The organism is Rudaea sp. 3F27F6, assembly GCF_005503555.1.
GTDB lineage: Bacteria > Pseudomonadota > Gammaproteobacteria > Xanthomonadales > Rhodanobacteraceae > Rudaea.
This window is the reverse complement of sequence record NZ_SCNG01000001.1, coordinates 373,158-399,443: the sequence shown is the minus strand read 5'-3', so window position 1 is coordinate 399,443 and position 26,286 is coordinate 373,158. Positions and strand designations below refer to the sequence as shown.

At 65.5% G+C, this 26,286-nt stretch carries 21 protein-coding genes; 13 read left to right on the top strand and 8 right to left on the bottom strand.

The window, feature by feature from the left end:
* Window positions 1-32 precede the first annotated feature (32 nt).
* From FFS30_RS01700 to FFS30_RS01665, 8 genes are all read left to right on the top strand, one after another.
* On the top strand, window positions 33-1,433 hold the full coding sequence (locus tag FFS30_RS01700; protein ID WP_137911383.1) for an adenosylmethionine--8-amino-7-oxononanoate transaminase: 1,401 nt from the start codon (window positions 33-35) through the stop codon (window positions 1,431-1,433).
* Between the two features lie 38 nt (window positions 1,434-1,471).
* A complete protein-coding gene (locus tag FFS30_RS01695) occupies window positions 1,472-2,206 on the top strand; it encodes a 16S rRNA (uracil(1498)-N(3))-methyltransferase (RefSeq protein ID WP_137911382.1) in 735 nt (244 codons plus the stop codon).
* Window positions 2,207-2,371: 165 nt separating this feature from the next.
* Window positions 2,372-2,932, top strand: coding sequence for an ADP compounds hydrolase NudE (gene nudE, locus FFS30_RS01690; protein WP_137911381.1), 561 nt, complete (start codon window positions 2,372-2,374; stop codon window positions 2,930-2,932).
* Window positions 2,929-3,735: a 3'(2'),5'-bisphosphate nucleotidase CysQ gene (gene cysQ / locus FFS30_RS01685; RefSeq protein ID WP_137911380.1), complete on the top strand. Its 807-nt coding sequence runs from the start codon at window positions 2,929-2,931 to the stop codon at window positions 3,733-3,735. The genes nudE and cysQ overlap by 4 nt, the downstream gene beginning before the upstream one ends.
* Before the next feature lie 63 nt (window positions 3,736-3,798).
* Window positions 3,799-4,650 carry a nucleoside triphosphate pyrophosphohydrolase gene (gene mazG, locus FFS30_RS01680; protein ID WP_137911379.1) on the top strand — a complete coding sequence of 284 codons (852 nt, stop codon included), beginning with the start codon at window positions 3,799-3,801 and terminating at the stop codon, window positions 4,648-4,650.
* 976 nt (window positions 4,651-5,626) lie between these two features.
* Window positions 5,627-6,454: a DUF4097 family beta strand repeat-containing protein gene (locus tag FFS30_RS01675; RefSeq protein WP_137911378.1), complete on the top strand. Its 828-nt coding sequence runs from the start codon at window positions 5,627-5,629 to the stop codon at window positions 6,452-6,454.
* Between the two features lie 146 nt (window positions 6,455-6,600).
* Window positions 6,601-6,897 (top strand): DUF962 domain-containing protein, encoded by a 297-nt coding sequence (locus FFS30_RS01670; RefSeq protein ID WP_137911377.1) that lies wholly within the window; start codon window positions 6,601-6,603, stop codon window positions 6,895-6,897.
* Between the two features lie 34 nt (window positions 6,898-6,931).
* Complete coding sequence (locus FFS30_RS01665; protein ID WP_137911376.1) at window positions 6,932-7,315, top strand: MAPEG family protein; 384 nt, start codon at window positions 6,932-6,934, stop codon at window positions 7,313-7,315.
* 57 nt (window positions 7,316-7,372) lie between these two features.
* Here the strand turns inward: FFS30_RS01665 and FFS30_RS01660 are convergent, their stop codons facing one another.
* Window positions 7,373-7,711, bottom strand: coding sequence for a DMT family protein (locus tag FFS30_RS01660; RefSeq protein WP_137911375.1), 339 nt, complete (start codon window positions 7,709-7,711; stop codon window positions 7,373-7,375).
* Between the two features lie 114 nt (window positions 7,712-7,825).
* Here FFS30_RS01660 and FFS30_RS01655 point away from each other — a divergent pair, with 114 nt between their 5' ends.
* A complete protein-coding gene (locus tag FFS30_RS01655; protein ID WP_249352114.1) occupies window positions 7,826-8,761 on the top strand; it encodes an isoaspartyl peptidase/L-asparaginase in 936 nt (311 codons plus the stop codon).
* A 28-nt stretch (window positions 8,762-8,789) separates the two neighbouring features.
* Here FFS30_RS01655 and FFS30_RS01650 read toward each other — a convergent pair whose 3' ends face one another.
* From FFS30_RS01650 to FFS30_RS01630, 5 genes are read right to left on the bottom strand one after another with little or no spacing between them, the layout of a single operon-like run.
* A complete protein-coding gene (locus FFS30_RS01650; protein ID WP_137911373.1) occupies window positions 8,790-9,467 on the bottom strand; it encodes a TetR/AcrR family transcriptional regulator in 678 nt (225 codons plus the stop codon).
* Complete coding sequence (locus FFS30_RS01645) at window positions 9,464-10,867, bottom strand: thioredoxin family protein (protein WP_137911372.1); 1,404 nt, start codon at window positions 10,865-10,867, stop codon at window positions 9,464-9,466. Before FFS30_RS01645 ends, FFS30_RS01650 begins: the two co-directional genes overlap by 4 nt.
* Window position 10,868: 1 nt before the next feature.
* Window positions 10,869-11,522, bottom strand: a complete 654-nt coding sequence (locus FFS30_RS01640) for a glutathione S-transferase family protein (RefSeq protein WP_137911371.1) — start codon at window positions 11,520-11,522, stop codon at window positions 10,869-10,871.
* Window positions 11,519-12,895: an MFS transporter gene (locus FFS30_RS01635; protein WP_137911370.1), complete on the bottom strand. Its 1,377-nt coding sequence runs from the start codon at window positions 12,893-12,895 to the stop codon at window positions 11,519-11,521. The genes FFS30_RS01640 and FFS30_RS01635 overlap by 4 nt, the downstream gene beginning before the upstream one ends.
* A 3-nt stretch (window positions 12,896-12,898) precedes the next feature.
* Window positions 12,899-15,058: a TonB-dependent receptor gene (locus FFS30_RS01630; protein WP_171014359.1), complete on the bottom strand. Its 2,160-nt coding sequence runs from the start codon at window positions 15,056-15,058 to the stop codon at window positions 12,899-12,901.
* A 390-nt stretch (window positions 15,059-15,448) separates the two neighbouring features.
* Here FFS30_RS01630 and FFS30_RS01625 point away from each other — a divergent pair, with 390 nt between their 5' ends.
* A complete protein-coding gene (locus FFS30_RS01625; RefSeq protein WP_137911368.1) occupies window positions 15,449-17,878 on the top strand; it encodes an EAL domain-containing protein in 2,430 nt (809 codons plus the stop codon).
* Between the two features lie 18 nt (window positions 17,879-17,896).
* On the opposite strand, the gene FFS30_RS01620 is transcribed toward FFS30_RS01625, so the two are convergent.
* A complete protein-coding gene (locus FFS30_RS01620) occupies window positions 17,897-18,469 on the bottom strand; it encodes a response regulator transcription factor (RefSeq protein WP_137911367.1) in 573 nt (190 codons plus the stop codon).
* A gap of 122 nt (window positions 18,470-18,591) precedes the next feature.
* Window positions 18,592-19,932, bottom strand: a complete 1,341-nt coding sequence (locus FFS30_RS01615; protein ID WP_137911366.1) for an ATP-binding protein — start codon at window positions 19,930-19,932, stop codon at window positions 18,592-18,594.
* An 81-nt stretch (window positions 19,933-20,013) separates the two neighbouring features.
* Here FFS30_RS01615 and FFS30_RS01610 point away from each other — a divergent pair, with 81 nt between their 5' ends.
* The 3 genes from FFS30_RS01610 to FFS30_RS01600 all read left to right on the top strand — a co-directional run bounded on the left by FFS30_RS01610 (window position 20,014) and on the right by FFS30_RS01600 (window position 26,259).
* The gene (locus FFS30_RS01610) at window positions 20,014-21,150 is read left to right on the top strand and encodes a serine hydrolase domain-containing protein (protein ID WP_137911365.1); all 1,137 of its coding nucleotides are present in this window, start codon (window positions 20,014-20,016) and stop codon (window positions 21,148-21,150) included.
* Between the two features lie 287 nt (window positions 21,151-21,437).
* Window positions 21,438-22,889 carry an MdtA/MuxA family multidrug efflux RND transporter periplasmic adaptor subunit gene (locus FFS30_RS01605; RefSeq protein ID WP_137911364.1) on the top strand — a complete coding sequence of 484 codons (1,452 nt, stop codon included), beginning with the start codon at window positions 21,438-21,440 and terminating at the stop codon, window positions 22,887-22,889.
* A 160-nt stretch (window positions 22,890-23,049) separates the two neighbouring features.
* Entirely contained in the window at window positions 23,050-26,259 is a 3,210-nt protein-coding gene (locus tag FFS30_RS01600) for an efflux RND transporter permease subunit (protein WP_137911363.1), read from the top strand.
* Window positions 26,260-26,286 lie beyond the last annotated feature (27 nt).

Here is a 26,286-nt window from a genome sequence, read left to right as displayed (position 1 = left end):
TGCGAAGGCGAACCGGCCCCGATCATAGCAAAATGAATACTGTCTCCTCGTCCGCTTCCGCCCCCCGTTCCCTCAAAGCCGACTGGACTGCGCGCGACCTCGCCGTGCTCTGGCATCCGTGCACGCAGATGCGCGATCACGCCGACGTCGACGGCGCGCGTGTGCCGCTGACGCCGATCGCGCGCGGCGAGGGCGCGTGGCTGGTCGATCACGACGGCAAGCGCTATCTCGACGCCGTTTCCTCGTGGTGGACCAACTTGTTCGGCCACGCCAATCCGCGCATCGCCGCGGCGCTCAAGGACCAGGTCGACAAGCTCGAACACGTGATCTTTGCCGGCTTCAGCCACGAGGCGGGCATCGAACTCGCCGAACAATTGCTCAACATCGCGCCGAAGGGATTCGCCAAGGTGTTCTACGGCGACAACGGTTCGAGTGCGGTCGAGATCGCGCTGAAGATGAGCTTTCACTACTGGCGCAATACCGGCCGCGCGGGCAAGACGCGCTTTATCGCGTTGAGCGGCGGCTATCACGGCGAAACGCTCGGCGCGCTGTCGGTCACCGATGTGCCGCTGTACCGTGCGACCTACGCGCCGCTGCTGCTCGATCCGATCTTCGTCGCCTCGCCCGACTGCTACGAGCGCGAGGCCGGCGAGGACTGGCAGGCGCATTCGCTACGCAAGCTCGACGATATGCGTGCGGCGCTCGAACGCCACGCGGACGAGGTCAGCGCGGTGATCGTCGAACCGCTCGTGCAGTGCGCAGGCGGCATGCGCATGTATCACCCGGCCTATCTTGCCGGCCTGCGCAAACTCTGCGACGAGTTCGACGTGCACCTGATCGCCGACGAGATCGCCGTCGGCTTCGGTCGCACCGGAACCTTGTTCGCCTGCGAACAGGCGGCGATCACGCCCGATTTCCTCTGCCTGTCGAAGGGCCTGACCGGCGGGTTCCTGCCGTTGTCGGCCGTGCTGACCACGGCGCGTGTCTACGACGCGTTCTACGCGGAGTACGCGGCCGGCAAGGCGTTTCTGCATTCGCACAGCTACACCGGCAATGCGCTCGCCTGTCGTGCGGCGCTCGCAACGCTGGCGATCTTCCGCGACGAGCCGGTAATCGCACGCAACCGCTCGCTCGCGCAGCGGCTCAGCGAGCGGCTGGCGCCGCTGGCTGCGCATCCGCACGTCGCCGAAGTGCGCCAGACCGGCATGATCGCCGCGGTCGAACTGGTGCGCGACAAGGCGACGCGAACGCCGTTTGCGAGCGCCGACCGCCGCGGCCTTCGCGCCTATCTGCATGCGCTGCCGCGCGGCGTGCTGCTGCGGCCGCTCGGCGACGTGGTTTATTTCATGCCGCCGTACGTGATCGCGCCCGAAGAGATCGATTTCATGGTCGAGGTCGCGACGCAGAGCATCGACGCCGCGACCGCGGCATAAGGGAGCGAGGCGTACGCCGCTACATTACAATTGCGATTATGCGCATTCCCCGGATATTCATCGACGAGCCGCTGCGCGCCGGCATCGTAGTGTTGCTGCCCGAGCAGGGCGGCGAGCACGTCGCGCGCGTACTTCGCCTGGAGCGCGGACACCCCCTGATCCTGTTCAACGGTGACGGGCACGAGTACGACGCGACTCTGGCGTCGTTGGCCAAGCGCGCGGTGACCGCCGAAGTCGAGCGCGTGCGCGAGGTCGATCGCGAATCTAAATTGCACATCACGCTCGCGCAGGGTGTCGCGCGCGGCGAGAAGATGGACTGGATTCTGCAGAAGGTCACCGAACTCGGCGTCGCGCGCGTCGTGCCGCTCGTCACCGAGCGCACCGAAGTCAAACTCGACGAGGAGCGTGCCGAGCGCCGTGTCGCGCACTGGCGCAGCGTTGTTGCCGGTGCGTGCGAACAGAGTGGACGCACGCGCGTACCCGAGATCGAGATGCCCGTGCGCCTCGACCGCTGGCTCGGCGATCTCGGCGACGATGCCGCGCTGCGGCTGGCCCTGCTGCCGGAAGGCGACGCAGGACTGCGCGAATTCGCGCAGATGGACGACGGCGTCGTGCTCTGCGTCGGCCCCGAAGGCGGCTTCTCCGAGAACGATGTCGGTCTGCTGAAACACGCGCGCTTCCACGGCCTGCGTCTCGGCCCGCGCATTCTGCGCACGGAAACCGCCGGCATCGCCGCGATGGCGGCGCTGCAGGCGCTGGCGGGCGATCTGTAGCGGAGCCGGATCGCGCGTTAGGCGCGATCGCAGTCGAAGGCGTGAGGATGCCGCTCGCGAAAGGCATCCGGCCGATTCGCGCAGACTCACGCTTTTCCCGCAAGAAAGGACCGTCCCGGTGAATCGAGCCCCTACGCCTGCGCCGCGACGCGATACAATCGCGGCATGCGCAACCCTCCGATCATCCATGCCCGCCGCAGCGTCGACGGCAGCCGTTTCCTCAAAGTCGAGCAGCTCGATCTGGAATTCTCCAATGGCGAGCGCCGCACCTACGAGAAACTCAAGAGTTCAGGGCTCGGTGCGGTCATCGTCGTGCCGATGCAGGACGACGACACCGTGCTGCTCGTGCGCGAGTACGGCGCCGGCATCGAACGCTACGAACTCGGCCTGACCAAGGGCCGCCTCGACCGCGACGAGACGGTGGAGCAAGGCGCCAATCGCGAACTCAAGGAAGAGGTCGGCTACGGCGCGCGCGAAATGCACATTCTCGGCACGCTGTCGCTGTCGCCCTCGTACATGAGCGCGATGACCCATGTCGTACTCGCGCGCGATCTGTATCCGGAACGCCTCGTCGGCGACGAACCCGAGGAGCTCGAAGTCGTGCCGTGGAAGCTGTCCGAACTGCATACCTTGCTCAACCATCCCGAAGTCAGCGAAGGCCGCTCGATCGCCGCACTGTTCATGGCGCGCGAATACCTTGCCGGCCGCTATCAGCCCCGCGTATGACCATCGACTATTCCGAACTGACGCGCGGATGCGCGGCGATCGCGCGCGTCGCCGGTCGCGCGATCATGCAAATCTACGCCAGCGACTTCACCGTCGAACGCAAGGACGACGCCTCGCCGCTGACCGCCGCGGACCTCGCCGCGCATCATGCGATTCTCGACGGCCTGCACGTGCTGACCCCGGCGATCCCGGTGTTGTCCGAAGAGTCAGCCGAGCAGGTGGCCTGGGTCGAGCGGCGCACCTGGGCGCGCCACTGGCTCGTCGATCCGCTCGACGGCACGCGCGAGTTCGTCAAACGCAACGGCGAATTTACCGTCAACATCGCCCTGATCGAAGACGGAGCGCCGACGCTCGGCGTGGTCTACGCGCCGGCGCTCGAAGAGATGTACACGGCCTGGTGCGGCGGACACGCCTTCGCGGAGATTCGCCAAGGCGGAACCGCGGCAATTTCCACGCGCGCGCGCGCGACGCCGCTCGTCGTCGCGGGCAGCCGCTCGCATGCCGATCCGCGCATGTCGGCCGCGCTCGAAAAGATCGGCGAGCACGAATTGATTTCACTAGGTTCCTCGCTCAAATTCTGCCGCACGGCGCAAGGGCGGGCCGACCTCTATGTGCGCTACGGTTTGACCAGCGAATGGGATACCGCGGCGGGCCAATGCGTGCTCGAACAGGCCGGCGGCGGCGTGACCCGGCTCGACGGTTCGCGGCTCGCGTACAACAGCAAAGAGTCGCTGCTCAATCCGGACTTCCTCGCCTTCGGCGACAAGTCGGTCGATTGGGCTGGTCTGCTGCGCGACGCGTAGGTTTTCCGCAGAATCGTTGCCGCGCCTGTGGCAGCGACGAACAAAAGTATCGAGAACCAAGCGATGAAAAACATCGACGATCTGCTGCGCATCATGGCTACCCTGCGCGATCCCGTGCGCGGCTGCCCGTGGGACGTGAAGCAGAATTTCGCCACGATCGCGCCCTACACGATCGAAGAAGCCTACGAAGTGGCCGACGCGATCGACCGCAAGAACTACGCCGACCTGCGCGACGAGCTTGGTGACCTGCTGCTGCAGGTTGTGTTTCATGCGCGCATGGCCGAAGAGGAAGGACGCTTCGCGTTCGCCGACGTCGTCGACTCGATCTGCGAAAAAATGGTCCGCCGCCATCCGCATGTCTTTCCCGACACGGACGGCAAGCTGCTCAGCGTCGAGGACGCCGATGCACAGACCGCCGCATGGGAGGAACTGAAGCGCCGCGAACGCGCCGCCAAGGGGGAAGAGGACACGAGCCTGCTTGCCGGCATTTCGCGCGGTCTGCCCGAATGGCAGCGCGCCTTCAAGCTGCAGAAGCGCGCCTCGACGATCGGTTTCGACTGGGCCGATCCCGCGCCCGTACTGGAAAAATTGGAAGAAGAAATCGGCGAAGTGCGCGGCGAACTCGCCGCGGCGGCGGTCATTGCCGAGGACGACGACGAGGCGCGCGCGGCGAATCACGCCCGCCTCGCCGATGAGATCGGCGACGTGCTGTTCGTCGCGGTCAATCTGGCGCGTCTGGCCAAAGTCGACTACTCGCAGGCGTTGCGCGCGGCGAACGCGAAATTCGAGCGGCGTTTCCGCCGTATGGAAACCCTCGCTCGAGCCGAAGGCTCGGCGCTCGAAGGCAAGTCGCTCCCGGAGCAGGATGCCTACTGGGAGAGGGCGAAGGTCGAGGACAAGGCGGGGCTTTTATAACGGTGTGATGGGGGCGCGATTGATCGCGCCGGGCTTTGCTTTCTGGCTCGTCATTCCTGCGGAAGCAGGAATCCAGCTCTTCTTTTTCTCGTCATTCCCGCGTGCTCTTAGCGGGAATCCAGTGACTTTGCTTTCTTGGTTTCGAAGCAAGGGCTTCCACTCGCCCTTTGGGCGAGCGGGTCACTTTCTTGTCAACAGCGACAAGAAAGTAACCAAAGAAACGCCGCCCCGGGAGCCGCGCCCTTCGCGCTGCGCGCTACGGGTACGCGAGGTCATGCCGGGGTTCGCTCGATGGACATCCGTGTCCATTCGCGAACTCGCGCGCATCCTGCGCGCGACCCTTTGGGCGAATCCGTCATGCCCTCGCCGCGGCTGACGGGGACCCGGGATCAAAGGACGGATCAAGAGCTGAGCACGGAGTGCCTGCTTTTTGCTCTGGCTCCGGCGCGCACGATGCGCGCTGCTCCGGCTCTTCTGGATCCCCATTACATTGCGGCGGCAGCGGACGAAAAGGCCCGCAGGGTCGGCGCGATGGATCGCGCCGATTCCGCTATTGCACGGGGATGTGCAATTAGCGGAACCCGGCCGATGTCGCGGACCCGGAGCGCAGGATGCGCGTAGGGCGCAATGTTCTGGGGTGTGTTTCTTTGGTGACTTTCTTTGCACAAGCAAAGAAAGTTACCCGCTCGTCCGCAGGACGAGTGGAAGCCTTGCTCTTAAACTAATAAAAGCAAAGTCGCTGGATTCCCGCTAGAAGCACGCGGGAATGACGAGCAAGGGCAAGAGCTGGATTCCAGTTCGACAAGTCCTTCGGCTGTTGAGAACCGCGGAAATGACGAGCGCAAAGAAACAAACCCGCCACAACAAGGCACACCTCCTCCGCCAGAATGACCAAAAAACAAACAATCCACCCCCGACTTAAACCATTTCCCCCGCGAACGTATCAAAATCCCCGCAAACCTTACGGAGAATCCCGATGCGCCTGATCCTCGTCCCACTCCTGCTTCTGTCTTCCCCGTTCGCGATGGCCGGTGACTGCAAATTCAGCGCCGAGCGCAATGTCGATATCGATGCGGCCGGTCTGCAGGGGCTGCGCATCGAGCTGGGTTCCAGCGACTTGAACGTGCAGGGCGATTCCGCCGCGATGCGGGTTGAGGTGCGCGGCAGAGCCTGCGCCTCCGAGCAGGCCTGGCTCGACGAGTTGCAGATCGAGCAGAGCCGCCAGGACAACAAGGCCGTGGTGAAGACGGCGCAGCGGCCGTCGCATTTCGGCTTCGGCAGGAGCTACGCCTATATCGACTACGTCATACGCGTGCCGGCGAATCTCGCGATCGAGGTCAATTCGGGTTCGGGCGATACGCACGCGGCGAACATCGCGTCCCTCGACTACCGTTCCGGTTCCGGCGATTTGAATCTCGATCGCGTGCCGGGTCCGGTATCGGTCACGGTCGGTTCGGGCGATGTCGTCGCCAGCCACCTGGGCGGCTTCAAACTCGGCCATGCGGGGTCGGGCGACATGCGCATCTCGGACGTGCAGAGCGACGTGACGATCGGCCATGTCGGCTCGGGTGATCTGACGTTCTCCAACGTGCGCGGCAGCGTGCGCGCCGACTCGATCGGCTCGGGCGATTTCGTTGCCGACAATATCGGCGGCGACGTCTACGTCGGCTCGATCGGTTCGGGCGACGTCACCGTGAAAACCATCACCGGCAATCTGACCGTGCGTTCGGCTGGCAGCGGCACGGTTCACCATAGCGGCGTCGGCGGCAAGGTCGACGTGCCGAAGCGCCACGAGGATGACTGAGGCTACGCGGGTGCGACTCGTTGCACCCGGTATGCGCTTCTGCATTTACCACTGACGAAACGCGGGCCCGGGCTATCCGGGCCCGCAAGTCTTGCCACACCGCAACCCGCGCTGCAGAATGGACTTGACGCTCAGCGAGCCACGCCATGTACGCCAGCTTTCGCGAGTTCTATCCGTTTTATCTCTCGGAGCACAGCGACCGCATCTGCCGGCGCATGCACTTTATCGGCAGCACGCTCGTGCTGATTGCGCTGGTCTGGCTGCTGGTCAGCGGACGCTGGGGCTTCTGGTGGCTGCTGCCGCTGTTCGGTTACGGTTTCGCCTGGATCGGGCATTTCTTCTTCGAGAAGAACAGGCCGGCGACATTCAAGAATCCGTTCTACAGCCTGGCCGGCGACTGGGTCATGTACGCCGCGATGCTGCGCGGCAAAATCACTTTCTGAGCGCGTCGGCGCCGAATTGAACGGAAGATAGCGCATGCCTTGGGTCGATCTGGTCACCTTGCTCGCCGTGTTTCAGTTTCTCGCGATGGTCTGGCTCGTCGGCAGGGCACGCGCGCGCTACAAGGTGCGCGCGCCGGCGACGACCGGGGACGAAGGGTTCGAACGCTGGTTCCGCGTGCAGCAGAACACGCTCGAAACCCTGATCATGTTCCTGCCCTCGCTGTGGATCGCCGCGCACTACTGGTCGGCGACCTGGATGGCGCTGATCGGCTGCGTCTATCTGATCGGTCGCGTGCTCTATCTGGTCAGCTATGTGCGCGACCCGCGCACGCGCACGCTCGGCTACGTGCTCAGCATCGCACCGGTCGGTGTGCTCGCCGCGCTCGGTATCATCGGCGCGATCCGCAGCCTGCTCTGACGCGGCGTCCAAGCGCCGTCCATCGCAGCGGCCTGCGCTGCGTGTGTGCCGCAGGCCTCAGTCGAGGAAGATGAAGAACGACGCGACGACGATCAGGGCGAAGCCGACGAGGTGATTCCATTTGATCGTCGCGCCGAGGTAGGTCGTGGAGAACGCGACGAAGACGACCAGGGTGATGATCTCCTGGATCGTCTTCAGTTGCGCCGGGTTGTAGACGCGGTAGCCGATGCGGTTGCCCGGCACTTGCAGGCAGTACTCGAAGAACGCGATCGCCCAGCTCACGAAGATCACGATCCACAATGGCCGGTCGGTGAATTTCAGATGGCCGTACCAGGCGAACGTCATGAACACGTTCGAGGCGAGCAGCAGCGCGATCGGCAGAAGGTAGTTGGTCATTTCAAAAATCCCGGTCGAGTTCGTCACGTATACTTGAGTCCGCCTTTGGAGTACATCATGCCGCATCTTCTGCGCCGCCTTTCCTTCGCCCTGCTCAGCCTTGGAGCCGTTTCGATGAGTCAAGCCGCCACTCCCGTTCTGGTCATCCACGGCGGTGCCGGCGTGGTGAAGAAGGAAATGACGCCGGAGAAGGAGAAAGCCGTGCGTGCCGCGCTCGAAAAGGCGCTGCAGGCGGGCTATGGCGCGCTGAAGTCCGGCGGCAGCAGTCTCGACGCGGTGCAGAAGGCGATCGTCGTTCTCGAAGACGACCCGAACTTCAACGCCGGCAAAGGCGCTGTGTTCAACCACGACGGCAAGAACGAGCTCGACGCCTCGATCATGGACGGTGCGACCCTGCGCGCCGGCGCGGTCGCCAATGTGCATCGGATCAAGAACCCGATCGAACTCGCGCGCGCGGTGATGGAGAAGTCCGAGCACGTGATGCTGCTCGCCGACGGCGCCGAGGCATTCGCCCAGTCGATCGGCATGCAGCTCGTCGATCCGAAGTACTTCTATACCGAGGCGCGCTGGAAGGCGCTGCAGCAGGCGCTCGAAGAGGAAAAGGCCAAGACCGCCGAGCCGGGCAAGACGCCGCATCACGGTACAGTCGGCGCGGTCGCGCTCGACGCCAAGGGCAACCTCGCCGCGGGCACCTCGACGGGCGGCATGACCAACAAGCGCTGGGGCCGCGTCGGCGATTCGCCGATCATCGGCGCGGGCACGTACGCGGACGCACGCTGTGCGGTGTCGGCGACGGGCTGGGGCGAGTTTTACATTCGCGCCACCGCGGCGCGCGACATTTGCGCACGTGTGGAATTCCGCGGCGACAGCCTGAAGAAGGCAGCAGACGAAGTCGTGCTTGGCGTGATTCCGAAGCTCGGCGGCGACGGCGGCGTGATCGCGCTCGACAAGGACGGCAACATCGCGATGCCGTTCAACACCGACGGCATGTTCCGCGGCTGGGTCGACAGCGACGGCAAGACGCACGTCGCCATCTACTCGGGCGAGTGACGCTGGGGCGCTCGGCTCGCGCTGTCGTTCAGAGCGAGCCGAGATAGGCTTCGAGAATCTCGACGAACTGGTCGAAAATCTTGTCGACCAGGGGCTTCTCGGTGACGATCGCTTCGAGGCACAGGCCGCGCAGGAAGCAGCCGATCACGTACTGCACGAGCAGCGGCGACGGCGTCGAATCGAGTTCGGGGATCAACGATTCGTAGGTCGTGGAAATCGACTGCGTCCACTTGCCGATCTCGATGTCGAACAGCTTGTGCAGGGTGCGGTCCGTGCGCATCGCGCTCATGAATTCGAGCGTCATCGGGAACCACTCTTCCATCTCGCCGCGGATCATCGACACGGCGCCGTGCATGCCGGCTTTTTTCGTGCGCACGAGGGTCTGGAAGCGTTTGATGCGCTCGCGATAGAGGTGGACGAAGGCCGCGACGATGATCGCGTTCTTGTTCGGGTAGTGGTGCAGCAGGGCGCCGCGCGTCATGCGCGAGCGCTTTTCGATTTCGGCCAGGGTCGTATTCGCGTAGCCGAGTTCTTTCATGCAGTCGAGCGTCGCGTCGAGCAGGACGAGTTGGGTCGCCGCGCTGCGCTCCTCCTGCGTTGGCCGCTGGCGCGGTTTGCGTGTGCGTGTGGGGGCTGTCGGCGCCTTCTTGGCGGCGACGTCCGAATCGGGGCGGGCGGATCGCAGTTTGGCGGTAGGCGGGCTCATCGCCGCCGGGATTTTAACGCAAGGGCGAGCTGGCGCAGCGAATTGCCGTTGCGCCCGCGGGTCAGGTCGGGATCGTCGCCGAGTTCGCCGAGCAGGCGCGTGGCCAGCGCCTCGATCTGCGCAGTGCGTTCGGGGAAATGTCGGATCAGCGCGGCGAGGTAGCGCACGCCGAGAGCGAAGCGCGAGTTTTTGCCGCGGGTTTCTTCGTACGCGCGCAGCCACCAATCCAGCGCCTCGTCGGCGCGGCCATCTTCGATGCAGATTTCGGCCAGATACGGCATGAAATAGGTCGGGCCGACCGCTTCACGCGTCGCCTTGCGGAACAGTGCTTCCGCTTCGCCGCGGAAACCGCATTGCTTGAGCAGATGACCAGCCATGTTCATCACGCTTTGCCGCTCTGGCGGCCAACTCGTCTGCGCTTCGGCTCGCTCGACCGTGGCGCGTACGCGTTCGCGCAGCCGCGCGTCGAGTTCGTCGGGCGCGACGAGCTTGCGTGTCAGGTCGGCATGCGTGGACAAGGCGATCAGGCGCTCGGTCGCGGAGAGATCGGTGTCGTCGAGCACGCGTTCGAGCGCGGCGATCAGTGCGTCGAGCAACTTGTGCCGAGCCGCGCCGGAATCGGGAGCGAGCAGGCCGAGCACGGGACCGGTGCCGACGATCAGGTAGTAGAGCGTCGCGTAGCTTGCCTGCGACGAACGCAGTAGGCTGAGCAAACGCTCGTGCAGATGTGTGCGCAGCGGTGCGGCGACCGAAGCCGGGTCGGTCGCATGGTGCGCAGCGGTTTCGAGCAAGCGCCAGAGGAAGACGCGCGCTGCCTCCACTTCGAGCTGCGGCGGCAGGCGTTCGTCGAGCCGTTCGAGCAGCCCCAGACGCCGGTCGCCTGCCGCGGTGCGGCCGTCCTGCGGCCAGTAGTGGAACGCGAGCAGACGAAAATCGCCGGCGTCGAGCGCCTCGCCGCCGAGCAGGCGCGAGGCGAGCACGGAAATCGGCGTGCGCTTCTCCACGGCGAGGTCGAGTACCTTGCAAAAGGTGGCGGCGCGCAGACCGCCCGGAAAGCGCAGCCATTCCTCGCCGTCGTTGCCGAGCAGAAGCATGGTCGGATAGACCGTGGTGCCGAGCCGGTCGCCCGCGCTCTGTGCAAGCGGCGCATCGCCGTCGATCGCGAGTGCGACGACGCTGCCGAGGCGCGCCTGGAATTCCGCGGTGCGGAACACGGTCGCACGCATTTCACCGCAAGGCGGGCACCACTCGGTGCTCCAGTAGGCGAACACCGGTTTGTCGCGGGCGCGCGCCTCGGCAAGCGCGGCATCGAGGTCGGAGAACGGCCAATGCGCTTCGGCGGTGATGACGGAGGCGTGCGCGGCGGCGGACTCGCCGGAGTGCGGAATCGTCGAAGACATGTCAGTGGAGGCAAGCAGAAGGAGGGGCCGACATCGCCACAAGCTCGGCCTCGGCGACGCGGAAGCTAGGATGCGCGAGCAGCCGCTCGCTCCAGCGCTGCAGAGTCGGGTGATGGCCGAGCAAATGCCGCGCGTCGGCCATCGACTCGACGCGCGCGAGCACGTCGAACACCGTCCAGTAGCAGATATCGGTCAGGCCGGGCTGCTCTCCGCCCCAGAGGCCGTCCGCGGCAGCGTGCTCGAAGACATGCCGGTCGGCGCGTGCGAGCGCGCGGTCGAACTGGTCGAGTGCGTCGACGCGTTCCGGTGTGCCGACCGGCGCGGTGAGGCGATAGATGCAGCGCATCAGCACCTCGTCGCAGTAGCCGTTCCAGATGCGTGCCCAACTGCGCCGCAGTGGATCGGACGGAAGCAGGGCGCGTCCCGGCGCGGCGGCATCGACGTACTCGTTGATCTCGCGGCTCTCGACCACGATTTCGCCGGCGTGACGCAGCCCCGGCGTCTTGCCGAACGGCGTCAGCGCGAGAAACCACGGTGCCTTGCCAGCGGCCGTGGCGACATCGACGAGGGTGTAGGCCGCCTGCTTTTCGCGCAGTGCGACGATATTGCGGATCGACCAGCGGCAGCTCGCCGTGGTCAGTACTTCAAAGATCATGGCGATACTCCTGTGGCGGAGGCCTGCGCGGCGCGCAGGTCGCGGTCCTCGATACGGCGGCGGACGATGTCCTGGCGGCGGCGGTCGAGCGGGAAGCGCCAGGCGAACCACGCGGCGAGCGCGTTGAGCACGATCGGGATCGCGATGAAGACGGTGAAGAAGCCGGTCATCGCCAGGGTGCCGTTCGGCTTGCTCGGGCTGAAACCGAACAGGCCGACGAGGATCAGCGCGACGCCGCCGCCCGCGGCGAGATTGAGCTTGCTGACGAAGGACATCGCGGCGAAATAGTTGCCGGCGCGCCGGTCGCCGGTCTTCAGCGTGTCGTAGTCGACGATGTCGGCCATCATCGCCATGCCGGCCGCTTCGTAGCCTGTCGCGCAGAACGCCGACGTGGCGAAGACGACGAAGATGGCCCAGAAGGCGTAGTCGCCCGGACGGATCATCGCCATCACAACGAGGGTCAGCATCGAGGTCGCGCAGCAGATCGCGAGAGTGCGGTGCTTGCCGATCCGGTACATCACGCGCAGCCAGAAGTTCGTGCCGAGCAGCGAGGCGACGAAGACCATAATGGTGATGTGGGCGAGCTTGCTGCCGATGCCGAGATAGCTGTCGAGATAGAAGAAGAACAGCGCCGCGACCATGCCCGAGCCAAGACCCGAGCAGGCGTTCGACGCCATGTAGATCCAGAACGGGCGGTTGCGCGCGACGCCGCGCAACACTTCGATGAGCGGCGTGCGGTTCGGCGCGGCGGCGGTGTCGTTCGGCAGACTGCGCAGCGCCCAGAACACGGTGATCGGCATCAGTACGATGACCAGATAGGAGGCGAACGCGGTGACGTCGGGAGTGATGTCGGTGGTCGGGAAGATCGGCAGGAAGGCGATCAGCGGAAACATGAGACCGCCGATCAGGCCGGCGGTTTTGCGCAGGGTCGACAGGTGCGAACGCTCGTCGTAGTTGTGCGAGAGTTCGCTGAGCCAGGCGGTGTGCGGAATCTCGCCGAGGGTCCAGCCGACGTAGAGGAGGAAATACCACAGCGCGAAGTAGGCCGCACCCGTCGCCGGCGACGGGCGGAACACGAAGTACGCCGAGACGCTCGCGAGCAGCGCCCCGGCGAAGATCCACGGCTTGCGCCGGCCGAAGCGCGACACGGTGCGGTCGGAGGCGTAGCCGGTGATCGGATCGAGCACGCAGTCGAGCACGCGCGCGAGCGTCAGCACGAGGCCCATGAAGACGAGATCGAGGTGCGCGTACTTCGCGTACAGCGCCGGCAGGGTGCCGAGCGCCGGCGCGTGCAGGATCGCAAACGGCACGTTGACGCCGGCGAAGGCCCAGCGCTGCGCCGTGGTCAGAGTGATCGCCGGTACGTGGCGCATGGATCAGAGCGTCCAGCGCGACTCGACGCCGATCGTGCGCGGCGGGTTGCGGAAGGTGCCGTAGTAAGTGCTGTAGTACTTGTACAGATCGGCGACCGTATTGCCGGCGTTGTTGACGAACACGTTCACGCGCCAGCGCTCGCTGAGGTCGACACCCGCGCGCAGGTTGACCAGGTCGTAGCCGCCCGAACTGAGCGTGTTGCTGCCGCTGTTGTAGAACGTGCCGACGCGCTGGTAGTCGACGCGCACGAAGCCGGCTTTCGAGTCCGCGATCGGGAATTCGTACTGGGCGAACGCGCTCGAATTGTTCGCCGGCACCTGCGGCAGGCGGTTGCCGGCCTTGCCCTCGAACGGCGCGTCCTTGGTGAAGCGCGCGTCGGTGACGTTGCCGTTGAAGCCAAGCGTCAGCCCTGCGACCGCTTCGGGCGCCCAGGCGATTTCCCACTCGAAACCCTTGCTGCGCGCGGCCGAGACGTTCTCGACGAAGAACGCCGACGGGCCGATGTCGGGGCGGTAGACGAAGGTCTGCAGATCGCGCCAGTCGATGTAGTACGCGGCCAGATTGACGGTCAGGTGGCGATCGAAGAACGCGAGTTTCGTGCCGACCTCGTAATTGAGCGTCGTATCCGGCTTGTAGGTCGTGTCGACGCCGGGCACTTTGTAGAAGTTGACCCCGCCCGAACGGAAGCCTTCGGTCACGCTCGCGTAGATCATGCGATCGTCGGCGAAGTTGTACTGGAGGACGCCCTTCGGCACGACCTTGCTCGCCGACACGGTAAAGTTGCGGCCGAGTTCGTCGATCGCTTTCTGGTTCTCGTCGAACCAGCGCAATCCCAAGGTCGCGGTCAGTGCCGGCGTGATCGCATAGCTCGCTTCGCCGAATACGGCAACCTGTTCGAAGCTCTGCTTCTGATAGCGGTTGCCGACGAACGGGCCGCTCGGCACGGTATTGAAGTCGTTCTCGTGCTGGATCACGTTCTGGTTCTTGTAGTAGACGCCGCCAACCCACTTGAACGGGCCGTCGCCGCGCGAGGCCGCGCGCAGTTCCTCGGTGAACACGTTGTACTTGTTCTCGGTGACGGAATAGAGCGGGTACGGGTAGGCGCCGAGGTTCAACTGCAAGCCGCGTGACTGCTGGTCGGCGTCGGTGCGCCGGTCGAAGTAGGACGTCGACGACTGAACGTCGGCCCAGTCGAACCGGTACTCGGCGGTGACGTTCGACTGGTAGAAGCGGTCGCGGTACGACTGTTGCGCGGTGTCGTAGTTGAGCAGCGAGCCGCGCGGCGCGTCGTAGCTTTCGACGTTCGGCGCGCCCTGGACGATGTTCTGATACATGAAGCTCGCGCGCACGCTGAAATCGTCGGAGAGCTTGAGCGTGGTCTTCAACCGCGCCGCGTCGGTATGACTGTCGTTGTAACCGTCGTCGTTGAGCGGCACGTTCTTGATGAAGCCGGCGTCCTGGATGTGCTGCACTTCACCGCGCACCGCGAGCCGGTCGTTCACGACCGGGGCATTGAACATGCCGGCGACGCTGTAATTGAGACCGCCGTGCTCGGTGCTCGACAGGGACGTCGCGAAACTCGCCTCGGTCGCGTCGAGTTCGGCCGGCCGCGTGATGTAGCGGATCGTGCCGCCGAGCGAGCCTTCGCCGTACAGAGTGCCCTGCGGGCCGCGCAGCACTTCGATGCGGTCGATGTCGTAGAGCGCCAGGCTCGGCTGGGTGTAGTTGATCGGCGAGGCGACCGGCGAATCGTCGAGATAGATGCCGATGACCGATACGCCCGAGAACGTCGACACGCCGCGGATCGTCGCGCGGTTCTGCCCGGCGCCGAGCGCGGCGAAGTCGAGGCCCGGCACGGTGCGGGCGAAATCCTCGAAATTCACCGCGCCGAGGTCTTCGAGCTTGCTGCCGCTGATCGCGGTGATCGCCATCGGTACTTTCTCGATCGACTCGCCGCGCTTGGTCGCGGTGACCGTGATTGTTTCGAGCTGACCGTTCTTGTCCGGCGACTTCCTCTGTTCGCCGTCCTGCGCGGCGTCGGCCGGAGCGTCGTCCGCCGCTTCCGCGGCATGCGCCTGCGCGCCGGGCCACGGCCCGGCCAGCGCTGCGCAGAGCCCCGCATGGATGATCGTGCGCAGCAGTCGATTCTTGGATGCCCCCATTGCCCACCTCGCTGATGATGAAATGCCTACGCCGGCGAGCGCACAACGGCATCCTGACCTCGCCCCCGAACATCGCACCGCTGCCGGATCGCTTCCGGCGGCGGCGATTGAAATTCTACATACCATTTGGACGGTATGTTTAAGTTTCGGATTTGTCAAGTGACCGCCGGCGGCGCAACGGGGGCCACGGACGAAAGGGCTATTTACGTGAAAGCACGGATGTGGCTTAGCATCGTTGCGCGGACATCCGCTCCGGCGCAACGCCGGTTTCCCGCCCCCGATCGAGCGCACGTCTGTTAGCATGCGGCAGATTGATCGATCCAGATCGAGCAGGAGAGCCTTCGTGTCCGTTCCGGTAGCGAAACCTTTCCGCGAGTCGAAGGTGCGACGATGAGCGTCGCGACCGGCTGGTGGCCGAGCGTATACAAAACGCTGCTCACCACCGTGGCGCTCGTCGGCGTGATGACCGCCACGCTCGCGCTTTCCAGTTCGTTCTACCGCTACACGCTGATCTGGCCGATGACCGGAGCCAGCCTGCTCTTCGCGTACTACTGGGGCCGGCCCGCGCTCGTCGGCGTGTTTCTCGCCGCGCTGATCCACAACTGGTCGAACGACTGGCAGTGGTTCAGCCTGTTGTCGTGGACGGGCAAGGCGCAGCCCGCGCCGGCCGACACCGCGCTGCTGCTCGTGGTCTGTTCGGTCGGCACGGTGCAGGCCTGGCTCGGCGTCCGCATCTTGCGCGCCTATGTCGTCGATATACGCGACGGCTCGCTGTCGCTGCCGGGCTGGATAGGCTTGATGCTGCTCGTCGGTCCCACAGTATGCCTGTTGAGAACACTGGCCCTCGGCTTTGTTTTCGGCTGGGTCAACGTGCCGCTGGCTGCCGAGAACCTACTGTTCGCGAGTGCGATGTGGGTATCGACGACGCTCTCGGTCTGGATGGCGGTGCCAGTGATCGTGGTCGGCGAATTGCGCAAGAACATGCCGAGGCTCGCTCAGAACCGGCTGCGCAATCCGCGCATCATGCTGGCTCTGGTCACGTCGGCGGCGATCGCTTTGGCCGCCTATCTCGGTTTACAGCAGGTGCAGCGCGAGCAGCAGCGTTTCGAGAATCTCGGTATTTCCTTCAAGAACGAGATCCAGGCCGATCTCGACGCGGCCGAACAGAAACTGCTGCTGTTGCGTGCGTTCTATCGCGTCACCGGCGACGTGTCGCCGACGCAGTTCGATCAGTTCGCCGGGGAACTGCTGGAAGGATCGCATCTGTTGCTCGGACTCGGCTGGGCCGAACATATCCCCGATGCCGAGCGCGCGCGCACCGAGGCGGGGCTCGCCGCGCAGCGCGGCGTGGCGACGCCGCTGACCCAGGTCGACGAAAGCGGCAGTCTCGCCGCCGCGCCGCGCCGCGACGAATACTGGCCGCTGTTGCGCATCGCGCCGCAGGAGCGCAAGCCGCTGCTCGGATTCGACCTTGCCTCCGAAGCGCAGCGGCGTGCGGCGCTGCTGCAATCGCAGAGCGGCGGCCTCGCCGCGTCGGCGCGCTCGATCTCACTGCGCGCCGACGGCGAGCACGTGCCGGCGGTGTTTCTGTATCTGCCCACCGTCGATCCGCGCGGTGCGGTGGTCGCGCCGCTGAAGATCCAGGCTCTGCTCGGCGGCCACGGCATGAGCCGCGAGCTGCTTGCGGGCGGCCACGACCTGCAATTGACCAACGCGGGCGGCGAGACCCTGGCCGAGATGCCGGCCGGGCCGACGCGGATCCGCAATGCCGATCCGCACCTCGCTCAGGAATTCACGCTGAAGATCGGCAGCGACGTCTGGCATCTCACCGTGGCGACGTCGAAGATGGCCCTGCCGTATCTGAGCGCGCCATTGTGGTGGCTCGGCCAGGCGCTGCCGCAGTTGCTCTGTGTGCTCATCGGCCTGTTCCTCGCCCTGATCGCGAACAACGACCGCCGCATATTCCAGCTTGAACGCTACTACGCCGGCTACGTTGAAGGCTTGCGCAAGAGCGCGGTGCCGCAGACGCAAGCGGCGCTTTTCGACGCGGAGATCGAGGGCGCATGGAACGAGCGCGCATTCGAGCCGCGCTTCGAGCCGATCGTCGACATCCGCAGCGGCGAGATCCGCGGTGCCGAGGCCCTGCTGCGCTGGCCCGGCGCGCCCGAGGGGCTGACCACGGGCGACATCATCGAATGGGCCGAACGCAAGAACCTGATCGGCGATCTCGACCGCGGCATTCTGTCGGCCACGCTGCGCGCGGTCGCGAGCTGGCCGCTCGCGCGCCTGCCGAATTTCGCGATCTCGGTGAACGTGTCGGCGAGCGAGATGCAGAATCCGCAATGGGCCGGGCACGTGTTGCAGGAACTCGCGCGCTACCGCGTTCCGGGCCGCAATCTGTGCTTCGAGATCACCGAAGGCGTGCTGATCCGTTCCGACAGCGTCGTGCTCGATCAGCTTGCGCTGCTGCGCGAGGCCGGCGTGCGCATCGCGCTCGATGATTTCGGTACGGGTTACTCCTCGATCGCCTACCTGCGTCAGCTACCGGTCGATCGCATCAAGCTCGATCGCGCCTTCGTTTCCGATCTGGCCGCCGACGACAAGGCGCGGCGCATCGTCGCGAGCATTCTCGCGCTCGGGCGCACGCTCGAGATCGACCTCGTCGCCGAGGCGGTCGAGGACAGCCGCACGGTCAAGGTGCTGCGCGAACTCGGCTGCCAGCTCGCCCAGGGCTGGTTCTTTTCGCACACGATCGGTGCGCAGGCGATGCGCGATCTGCTCAATACGCAGTTGAACGGGCAGCGCACACGCCGCGCCTGAATTCACGCCTCGCGCGACCTATTCGGCTTCGCGCACCGGATGCTTGGCGAGCTTGCGCTGCAGGGTGCGCCGGTGCAGGCCGAGACGGCGTGCGGTTTCCGAGATATTGCCGTCGCATTCGGTCAGCACACGGTGGATGTGTTCCCATTCGAGCCGCTTGAGCGGCGGCGGCGCATGCGGCAGGGCGACCTCGTCGTGCGCCGCGGCGTGCTGCCTGTCGGCCGGATGCGTGGCGAGCAGGGCGTTGACGATCGCGTCTGCATCGACCGGTTTGGCGAGGTAATCGTCGGCGCCGCGCTTGATCGCCTCGACCGCGGTCGCGATCGACGCGTAGCCGGTCAGCAGCAGGATGCGCAGACCGGGACGCAGCGCTTTCAGCTCGGGGATCAGGGCGAGGCCGTTGTCGGCGCCGAGCTTGAGATCGAGCACGGCGAACTGCACCGGCTCGGCGCGTACATGCGCGAGCGCCTGCGCGGCGTCGTGCGCGACCGCGGCGGCAAACCCGCGCGCACTGAGCGCGCGCGCGAGCACGCGCGTGAACACTTCGTCGTCGTCGATCAACAGCACGCGGTGAGGGGAAGTTGTAGTCATCGTGAGTTTCCGGGAAAGGCGTTTTCGCTGCGGATTGCGCGGATAACACGGATCAAACAGGAGCAGATCATTGCTTCTTGCAAATCCTGTGATCTTATTCGTGATATCCGTGTAATCCGTGGCTAAGAATTCTTGCGCTCTATTCTCTCCGCTTTGTTCAATTCGGACAAAGGCAAAGTCAGGCGCGTCACGGTGCCGCCGCCCGCAACGGCATCCGCATGCAGGCTGCCGTGGAAGCGTTCGATCGTCGCATTGGTCAGGGCGAGACCGAGGCCGAGACCGTCGCGCTTGGCCGAGACGAAGCGCGCGCCGGCCGCGTCGCGCACCGCCTGTGGCAGGCCGGTGCCGTAGTCGCGCACTTCGATGACGACGTCGGTGCCGGCGTGCGCGGCGCGGAATTCCACGCTTGCGCTCGCCGCGGCGGCGGAAGCATCGGCCGCATTGTTGAGCAGGTTGAGGATCGCGTGGCGCAGCGCCGGCACGATGCGCAGCGCCGGCGCCTGTGCTGCGGGCTCGAGTGTGACCGCGAGTTCGACTGTGGGGCGCAGCAGGCGGAAGCGTTCGGCGCAGTCGGCGACGAATTCGCCGAGAGTCTGCTCGGCCGCCTGCTCGGTCAATTGCGCGCTGCCGACGTGGACCAGCTCGCGCAGAATGTCGCGGCAGCGTTCGGCTTGGCCCGCAAGCAGAGCGAGATCTTCGCCGAGCGGCGTGTCGGCCGGATGTTCGCGGCGCAGTTCGCCGACCAGAGTGCGGATCGTCGACAGCGGCGTATTGAGTTCGTGCGCCGCGCCGGCGGCCTGGGTCGCGATGGCAAGGATGCCCTCGTCGCGCAGCGCTCGCTCGCGCTCGCGCTGGGCGACCGTCTCGCGCTCGCGCAGCTCGCGCGCGAGGCGCCAGATAAAGAAGCCGAGCAGGACCGCGCTGATCGCAAAATTCACCGCCATGCCGAACACATGCAGGTTGAAGTCGCGCGCCGCCTCGGCTTCGGCGCCGTGCGCAGCGTGATTGGCGACGTCGGGCAGCGGTTCATGCCAGACCAGCACGGCGAGATAGGCGAGGCACGCGATCAACACCGACGCGGCGAGATGGCGCGGCGACAACGCCATCGCCGCGAGCGCGATCGGCACGATATACAGCGAGACGAACGGATTGGTCGCGCCGCCGGTCAGGTACAGCAGATAGCAGAGCACGCCGGTATCGACGGCGAGATGGGCGACGACTTCGGTCTCGACGACCGGCCACGGCTGCCCGAGCCGCCACCAGACGAACAGATCGAACAAGGCGAGCGCGGCGATGCCGGCGAGCAGGGCGCCTTCCGCGATCGGCAGCATCAGCAGGTGAGCGACAGCAAGCACGGTGACGAGCTGGCCGACCACCGCGCAGACCCGCAGCCAGGCCAGGGTCACGGCGAGCGCGTGCGGGCTGTAGGGCGTGTGCGAGCGGGGGGCGGGCGCGGCAGTCATCGGCGTATCGGCAGGGCGGTCGTGCATTTTGCCGCATAATCGCGGCAGCGCGGCGGGCGGACGTTTTCAAGGGGAAGGGCGATGAAGCGGGCGATGCGATTCGGCTGGGTATTTTCGGCACTGGTTCTCGCGGCTTGCGCCGCGCAACGCGGGCCCGGCGTAGCGACGCTGGCGCCGTCACGCGCCGCGGCGATCGATGCGGCGGTCGAGGCCGGGATGCGCCGCGACGGCGCAGTCGGCATGGCGGTCGGCGTGATCGAGAACGGCGAGATCGTCTACCTCAAAGGCTATGGCTACGCGGACCGCGAAAAGAAGATGGCGGTGACGACGCGGACGATGTTCCGCTGGGCTTCGGTGTCGAAGCCGGTCACCGCGATCGCGGCGATGCAACTGGCCGAGCGCGGCAAGCTCGATCTCGACGCCGACGTGCGCCACTACGTGCCGGAGTTTCCCGACAAGGGCGTGAAGATCACGCTGCGCGACGTGCTGCGCCATCAGGCCGGCATCGTCCACTACGACAACGGGCCGGTGATCCGCGCCGAGAAGACGTACGCCGATCCGCATCCTTATGCCGATGTCGTCGCCGCGCTCGACACGTTCAAGGACTCGCCGCTGGTCAATGCGCCGGGCGCGAAGTACGCGTATTCGACCCACGGTTATATTCTCGCCAGCGCCGTGGTGCAGCGCGCGGGCGCAGAGCCGTTCGCGCAGCAGGTGCGCGAGCGCATTATCGAACCGCTGCATCTGAGCACGATGCAGCCCGACTACCAGTGGCTCGCGATCGCGAACCGCGCGGTCGGCTACCGCAAGGACGGCGAAGCGGTCGTGCCTTCGACCGACACCGACGTAAGCTGGAAGCTCGGTGGCGGCGGATACATTTCCGACATCGGCGATTTCGCCGCCTTCGCCAAAGGCCTGATCGACGGCCGCCTGGTCGGCGCGCAGACCGCGGTGCAGATGTGGACGCGGCAGACTCTGCGCGACGGCACGCCGACGAATTACGGCCTCGGTTTCAACGTGGGCGTCGTCGGCGACGGCGAGCGTTTGCGTATTGCGCACGACGGTTCGCAGGAGAAAACGCGGACGCGGCTGGAAATCTATCCGCGCGAAAAACGCGGCGTGGTCATCATGACGAACAGCGAATGGGTCGATCCGCACCCCTATTCGGAGGCGGTATTTCTGGCACTGCAACAAACCGCTGTCAGCTTTGTGAAGTAACTTCAAACTTCCTGCGCATTTGCATGGTTCCATCGGCGTCGCCGCACGGGCCTCGCGCACGCCGCCGCTTTCCAGTCCGCATATGGGCTCGTACGTCGTTACATCCGCTAACCCGGTTGTAATTGTGAATTCAGATTGCGCACGGTAACGTTGCGCGCGATTTGCGGTCTTTGCGGAAGGCCCGATTCGCTGCCGGTGCTGCGGCGCACACCGGCAGCGAATCGGGCGCGAATTGCATATCGGATCGCCGCGCACTGCCACCCATTCCATCGACCAGAAAAAAAACCATGAGCACGGATTTCTCCCGCCCCGGCCCTGCCCGCAGTCCGCAGCGCAGGTGGCTGCCGTACCTGATCGTCGTCGCCGTCGTCGCCGTGCTCGGCATCGGCGCGTACTGGCTGTCCAAGAGCGCGGCGCCGGCACCGACCGGGCGCTTCGGCGGCGGTGGCGGAGGGCCCGGTGGCGGAGCTGGCGGCCGCGGCGGCGGTCTGCCGATGCCGGTCGGCACGGCGACGGTAGCCAAGGGCGACATCAAGATCGTGCTCAACGCGCTCGGCACGGTGACGCCGCTGCGCAACGTAACCGTGACCGCGCAAGTGGCCGGGCAGTTGCTCAGCGTGAAGTTCAAGGAAGGTCAGCTCGTCAACCAGGGCGATTTGCTCGCCGAGATTGATCCGCGCACCTATCAGGCCGCGCTTGAACAGGCACAGGGCACGTTGGCCAAGGACCAGGCCCTGCTCGCCGAAGCGAAGATCGACCTCGATCGCTACCAGACCCTGTTCAAGCAGGATTCGATCGCCAAGCAGCAGCTCGACTCGCAGTCCTCGCTCGTACGCCAGTACGAAGGCCAGACCAAGACCGATCAGGGCCAGATCGACACGGCCAAGGTCAACCTCAACTACACCCGGATCGTCGCCCCGGTGACCGGCCGCGTCGGTCTGCGCCAGATCGACCCCGGCAACAACGTTGCCGTCGGCACGACCATCGTCATCGTCACCCAGTTGAAGCCGATCGACGTGTTGTTCACCGTGCCCGAGGACAATCTTCCCACGGTGCTCAAGAAGCTCCACTCCGGCGTGGCGATGCAGGCCGAGGCGTGGGACCGCGCCGGCAAGACCAAGCTCGCCACGGGCAGCCTGGCCAGCCTCGACAACCAGGTCGACACGAGCACCGGCACGGTCAAGGCCAAGGCCGAGTTCGTCAACGACGACGAGGGCCTGTTCCCGAACCAGTTCGTCAATGTGCGCCTGCTCGTCGATACGCTGCAGGGCGCGACGGTCATCCCGACCTCGGCGCTCGAACGCGGATCGAACGGCACCTTCGTCTACGTCGTCCAGGCGGACAAGACCGCGGCGGTGCGCAACATCATCACCGGTGCGACCGAAGGCGAACGCGTCGCGGTGACCGACGGCTTGCAGGTCGGCGAAATCGTCGTCACCAGCGGCGCGGACCGCCTGCGCGAAGGCAGCAAGGTCGAACTGCCGGGCGACAATCCGCAACCTGCCGCTGCGCCGGGCGATGCGCAGAAATCCGCCGCGCACAATCAGGGTCGCCAGAATCAGGCCGGCGGCCAGCCGGGCCAGCCTCAAGGCGCGCATCACCGCCGCGACGGCAGCGCGCCGAACGCCACGCCTGCGAACGATGCCGCCGCGCCGGCGAATGCGTCTGCGCAGCCGGCGAATGACGCCAGCGCAAAGCCGGCCGACGGCGGCAAACCGGCGGACGAGAAAAAGCAGTGAATTCCGCAGCGCGGCCGCTTTCGTTTTTGCTGCCGGGCGCCGGTTTGCCCCGGCCTGCTCTTGCGGAAGTGACGAACGAAAAAGTCGGGCGCGGCGAATCGCGCCCCTGTGAATCCGGCTGGCGTCGGGATTCCGCGAAGACGAGCGCAAGAACGAAACAATGAATCCGTCACGCATCTTCATCCTGCGCCCGGTCGCGACCTCGCTGCTGATGGTCGCGATCCTCCTCGTCGGCATTCTCGCCTATCGCTATCTGCCGCTATCGGCGCTGCCCGAGGTCGACTACCCGACGATCCAGATCACCACGCTGTATCCTGGCGCGAGTCCCGAGGTGATGACCCAGATGGTCACCGCGCCGCTGGAGAAGCAGCTCGGCCAGATGCCCGGCCTGAACCAGATGTCGTCGACGAGCTCGGCGGGCGCGTCGGTACTGACCCTGCAGTTCAGCCTTGATCTGTCGCTCGACGTGGCCGAACAGGAAGTGCAGGCGGCGATCAACGCCGCGGGCACGTTCCTGCCGAGCGATCTGCCGTCGCCGCCGATCTACAGCAAGGTCAATCCGGCCGACGCGCCGATCCTGACCCTCGCGCTGACCTCGAAGACGCTGCCGCTGACCCAGCTCGAAGACATCGCCGACACGCGCCTCGCGCAGAAGATTTCGCAGATCGACGGCGTCGGCCTCGTCACCTTGTCTGGCGGCCAGCGCCCGGCCGTGCGCGTGCAGGCCAACCCGACCGCGCTCGCCGCGTACGGCATGAGCCTGGAAGATCTGCGCAGCGCGATCGTCAACGCCAACGTCAACAGTTCCAAGGGCAGCTTCGACGGGCCGACGCGCTCGTACACGATCGACGCGAACGACCAGCTCAAGTCGGCCGACGCCTACAAAGCCATCGTCATCGCCTACAAGAACGGCGCGCCGGTGCATCTGACCGACGTCGCGACGATCGTCGACGGTGCCGAGAACAACAAGCTCGCCGCATGGAAGGACACGCTGCCCGGCATCATCATGAACATCCAGCGCCAGCCGGGCGCGAACGTGATCCAGGTCGTGGACCAGATCAAGCAGCGCCTGCCGCTGCTGCGCGCGTCGCTGCCGGCGTCGGTCGAAGTCAGCCTGCTGACCGACCGCACCGTCACCGTGCGCGCTTCAGTCGAGGACGTACAGTTCGAGCTGCTGCTCGCCGTCGTCCTCGTCGTTGCGGTGATCTTCGTCTTCCTGCGCAACCTGCCGGCGACGATCATCCCGAGCTTCTCGGTGCCGCTGTCATTGGTCGGCACGTTCGGCGTGATGTATCTCGCCGGGTTCTCGCTCAACAACCTGACCATGATGGCGCTGACGATCTCGACCGGCTTCGTTGTCGACGACGCGATCGTCATGATCGAGAACATCTCGCGCTATCTCGAAGAGGGCGATTCGCCGCTCGAAGCGGCGCTCAAAGGCTCGGGCCAGATCGGCTTCACCATCATCAGCCTGACCGTCTCGCTGATCGCGGTGCTGATCCCGCTGCTGTTCATGGGCGACGTGGTCGGGCGCCTGTTCCGCCAGTTCGCGATCACGCTCGCGGTGACGATCGTGATCTCGGCAGTCGTCTCGCTGACCCTCGTGCCGATGCTTTGCGCGAAGATTCTCAGGCACCACAAGCCCGAAGAAGAAAGCCGCTTCTCGCGCAAGACCGGCGAATGGTTCGACCGCATCATCGCGAGTTACGGGCGCTGGCTGACCTGGGTGCTCGACCGCCAGTTCGCCACGCTGATCGTCGCGGTCGCCACGCTGGTGTTCACGGTGATTCTCTATATCGTCATTCCGAAGGGCTTCTTCCCGATCCAGGACACCGGCCTGATCCAGGGCATTTCCGAAGCCTCGCAGTCGATCTCGTTCGCGGCGATGAGCGAGCGCCAGCAGGCGCTCGGCGCCGAGATCCTCAAAGACCCGGCGGTGGAATCACTGTCCTCGTTCATCGGCGTCGACGGCACCAACACGACGCTCAACAGCGGCCGCTTCCTCATCAATCTGAAGCAGCATGGCACGCGCGACGACGTGGAGACGGTGATCGCGCGCCTCGCCGCATCGACGCGCAAGGTCACAGGCATCGCGCTGTACATGCAGCCGGTACAGGACCTGACGATCGAGGACCGCGTCAGCCGCACGCAATACCAGTTCACTCTCGGCTCGCCGAACCTCGCCGACCTCAATACCTGGGTGCCGAAGCTCGTCGACGCGCTCAACCATCGGCCCGAACTCGCCGACGTGGCCAGCGACCTGCAGTCGCAGGGCCTGCAGGCCTACCTCGATATCGACCGCGACACCGCGGGCCGCCTCGGCATCACGCCGGCCGCGGTCGATCAGATTCTCTACGACGCGTTCGGCCAGCGCCTCATCTCGACGATCTATACCGAGTCGAACCAGTATCGCGTCGTGCTCGAAGTGCACCCCGAATTGCAGCAGGGGCCGAAGGCGCTCGAACACATCTATATTCCCGGTCTCGCCAATGCGAACAGCGTGACCTCGAGTTCGAGTTCGACATCGAACGTCGGCACGCCGCAGGGCGCGACACCCGGCGTTTCCAGCGGCACGACCGCGGCGGCGATCGAGAGTGCGCAGTTGCCGCTATCGACGATTACACGCTTGAGCGAACGCACGGGGCCGCTGTTGATCAGCCACATCGGCCAGTTCCCGGCGACGACGATTTCGTTCAATCTCGCTCCCGGTGCTTCGCTCGGCGCGGCGGTCGAGGCGATCAAGCAGACCGAGAAGGAACTGGGTCTGCCGGCGAGCATCGATACCCAATTCCAAGGCGCGGCGCTTGCCTTCCAGGCGTCGCTGACCAACACGGTGCTGCTGATCCTCGCCGCGATCGTGACGATGTACATCGTTCTTGGCGTGCTCTACGAGAGCTTCATCCATCCGATCACGATCCTTTCCACATTGCCGTCGGCCGGTATCGGCGCGCTGCTCGCGCTGATGGTCGCGCGCAGCGATCTCGGCATCGTCGGCATCATCGGCATCATTCTGCTGATCGGCATCGTCAAGAAAAACGCGATCATGATGGTGGACTTCGCCCTCGACGCCGAGCGCAACCAGGGCATGGCGCCGCGCGAGGCGATCTATCAGGCCTGTCTGCTGCGCTTCCGCCCGATTCTGATGACCACGCTGGCCGCTTTGTTCGGTGCGCTGCCGCTGATGCTCGGCACCGGCGTCGGCTCGGAACTGCGCCATCCACTCGGCATCACGATCGTCGGCGGCATGATCGTGTCGCAGATGCTGACCTTGTTCACGACGCCAGTGATTTATCTGGCGTTCGATCGCTTGCAGCAGAAGTTGTCGAAGCGCTTTGGTGGCGACGAGGCGGCTGAGGGGGCGCACGCATGACTGGCTGCGCTGCTTTGTCTTCTTCTC

What these genes read in the sequence shown, in the direction of transcription:
- FFS30_RS01615 (WP_137911366.1), bottom strand. Translation starts at nt 19,932, where the DNA reads ATGACTGCCGCGCCCGCCCCCCGCTCGCACACGCCCTACAGCCCGCAC.
- FFS30_RS01605 (WP_137911364.1), top strand. Translation starts at nt 21,438, where the DNA reads ATGAGCACGGATTTCTCCCGCCCCGGCCCTGCCCGCAGTCCGCAGCGC.
- cysQ (WP_137911380.1), top strand. Translation starts at nt 2,929, where the DNA reads ATGACCATCGACTATTCCGAACTGACGCGCGGATGCGCGGCGATCGCG.
- mazG (WP_137911379.1), top strand. Translation starts at nt 3,799, where the DNA reads ATGAAAAACATCGACGATCTGCTGCGCATCATGGCTACCCTGCGCGAT.
- FFS30_RS01640 (WP_137911371.1), bottom strand. Translation starts at nt 11,522, where the DNA reads ATGATCTTTGAAGTACTGACCACGGCGAGCTGCCGCTGGTCGATCCGC.
- FFS30_RS01670 (WP_137911377.1), top strand. Translation starts at nt 6,601, where the DNA reads ATGTACGCCAGCTTTCGCGAGTTCTATCCGTTTTATCTCTCGGAGCAC.
- FFS30_RS01620 (WP_137911367.1), bottom strand. Translation starts at nt 18,469, where the DNA reads ATGACTACAACTTCCCCTCACCGCGTGCTGTTGATCGACGACGACGAA.
- FFS30_RS01660 (WP_137911375.1), bottom strand. Translation starts at nt 7,711, where the DNA reads ATGACCAACTACCTTCTGCCGATCGCGCTGCTGCTCGCCTCGAACGTG.
- FFS30_RS01600 (WP_137911363.1), top strand. Translation starts at nt 23,050, where the DNA reads ATGAATCCGTCACGCATCTTCATCCTGCGCCCGGTCGCGACCTCGCTG.
- nudE (WP_137911381.1), top strand. Translation starts at nt 2,372, where the DNA reads ATGCGCAACCCTCCGATCATCCATGCCCGCCGCAGCGTCGACGGCAGC.
- FFS30_RS01655 (WP_249352114.1), top strand. Translation starts at nt 7,826, where the DNA reads ATGAGTCAAGCCGCCACTCCCGTTCTGGTCATCCACGGCGGTGCCGGC.
- FFS30_RS01610 (WP_137911365.1), top strand. Translation starts at nt 20,014, where the DNA reads ATGAAGCGGGCGATGCGATTCGGCTGGGTATTTTCGGCACTGGTTCTC.
- FFS30_RS01630 (WP_171014359.1), bottom strand. Translation starts at nt 15,058, where the DNA reads ATGGGGGCATCCAAGAATCGACTGCTGCGCACGATCATCCATGCGGGG.
- FFS30_RS01645 (WP_137911372.1), bottom strand. Translation starts at nt 10,867, where the DNA reads ATGTCTTCGACGATTCCGCACTCCGGCGAGTCCGCCGCCGCGCACGCC.
- FFS30_RS01675 (WP_137911378.1), top strand. Translation starts at nt 5,627, where the DNA reads ATGCGCCTGATCCTCGTCCCACTCCTGCTTCTGTCTTCCCCGTTCGCG.
- FFS30_RS01665 (WP_137911376.1), top strand. Translation starts at nt 6,932, where the DNA reads ATGCCTTGGGTCGATCTGGTCACCTTGCTCGCCGTGTTTCAGTTTCTC.
- FFS30_RS01695 (WP_137911382.1), top strand. Translation starts at nt 1,472, where the DNA reads ATGCGCATTCCCCGGATATTCATCGACGAGCCGCTGCGCGCCGGCATC.
- FFS30_RS01700 (WP_137911383.1), top strand. Translation starts at nt 33, where the DNA reads ATGAATACTGTCTCCTCGTCCGCTTCCGCCCCCCGTTCCCTCAAAGCC.
- FFS30_RS01635 (WP_137911370.1), bottom strand. Translation starts at nt 12,895, where the DNA reads ATGCGCCACGTACCGGCGATCACTCTGACCACGGCGCAGCGCTGGGCC.
- FFS30_RS01625 (WP_137911368.1), top strand. Translation starts at nt 15,449, where the DNA reads ATGAGCGTCGCGACCGGCTGGTGGCCGAGCGTATACAAAACGCTGCTC.
- FFS30_RS01650 (WP_137911373.1), bottom strand. Translation starts at nt 9,467, where the DNA reads ATGAGCCCGCCTACCGCCAAACTGCGATCCGCCCGCCCCGATTCGGAC.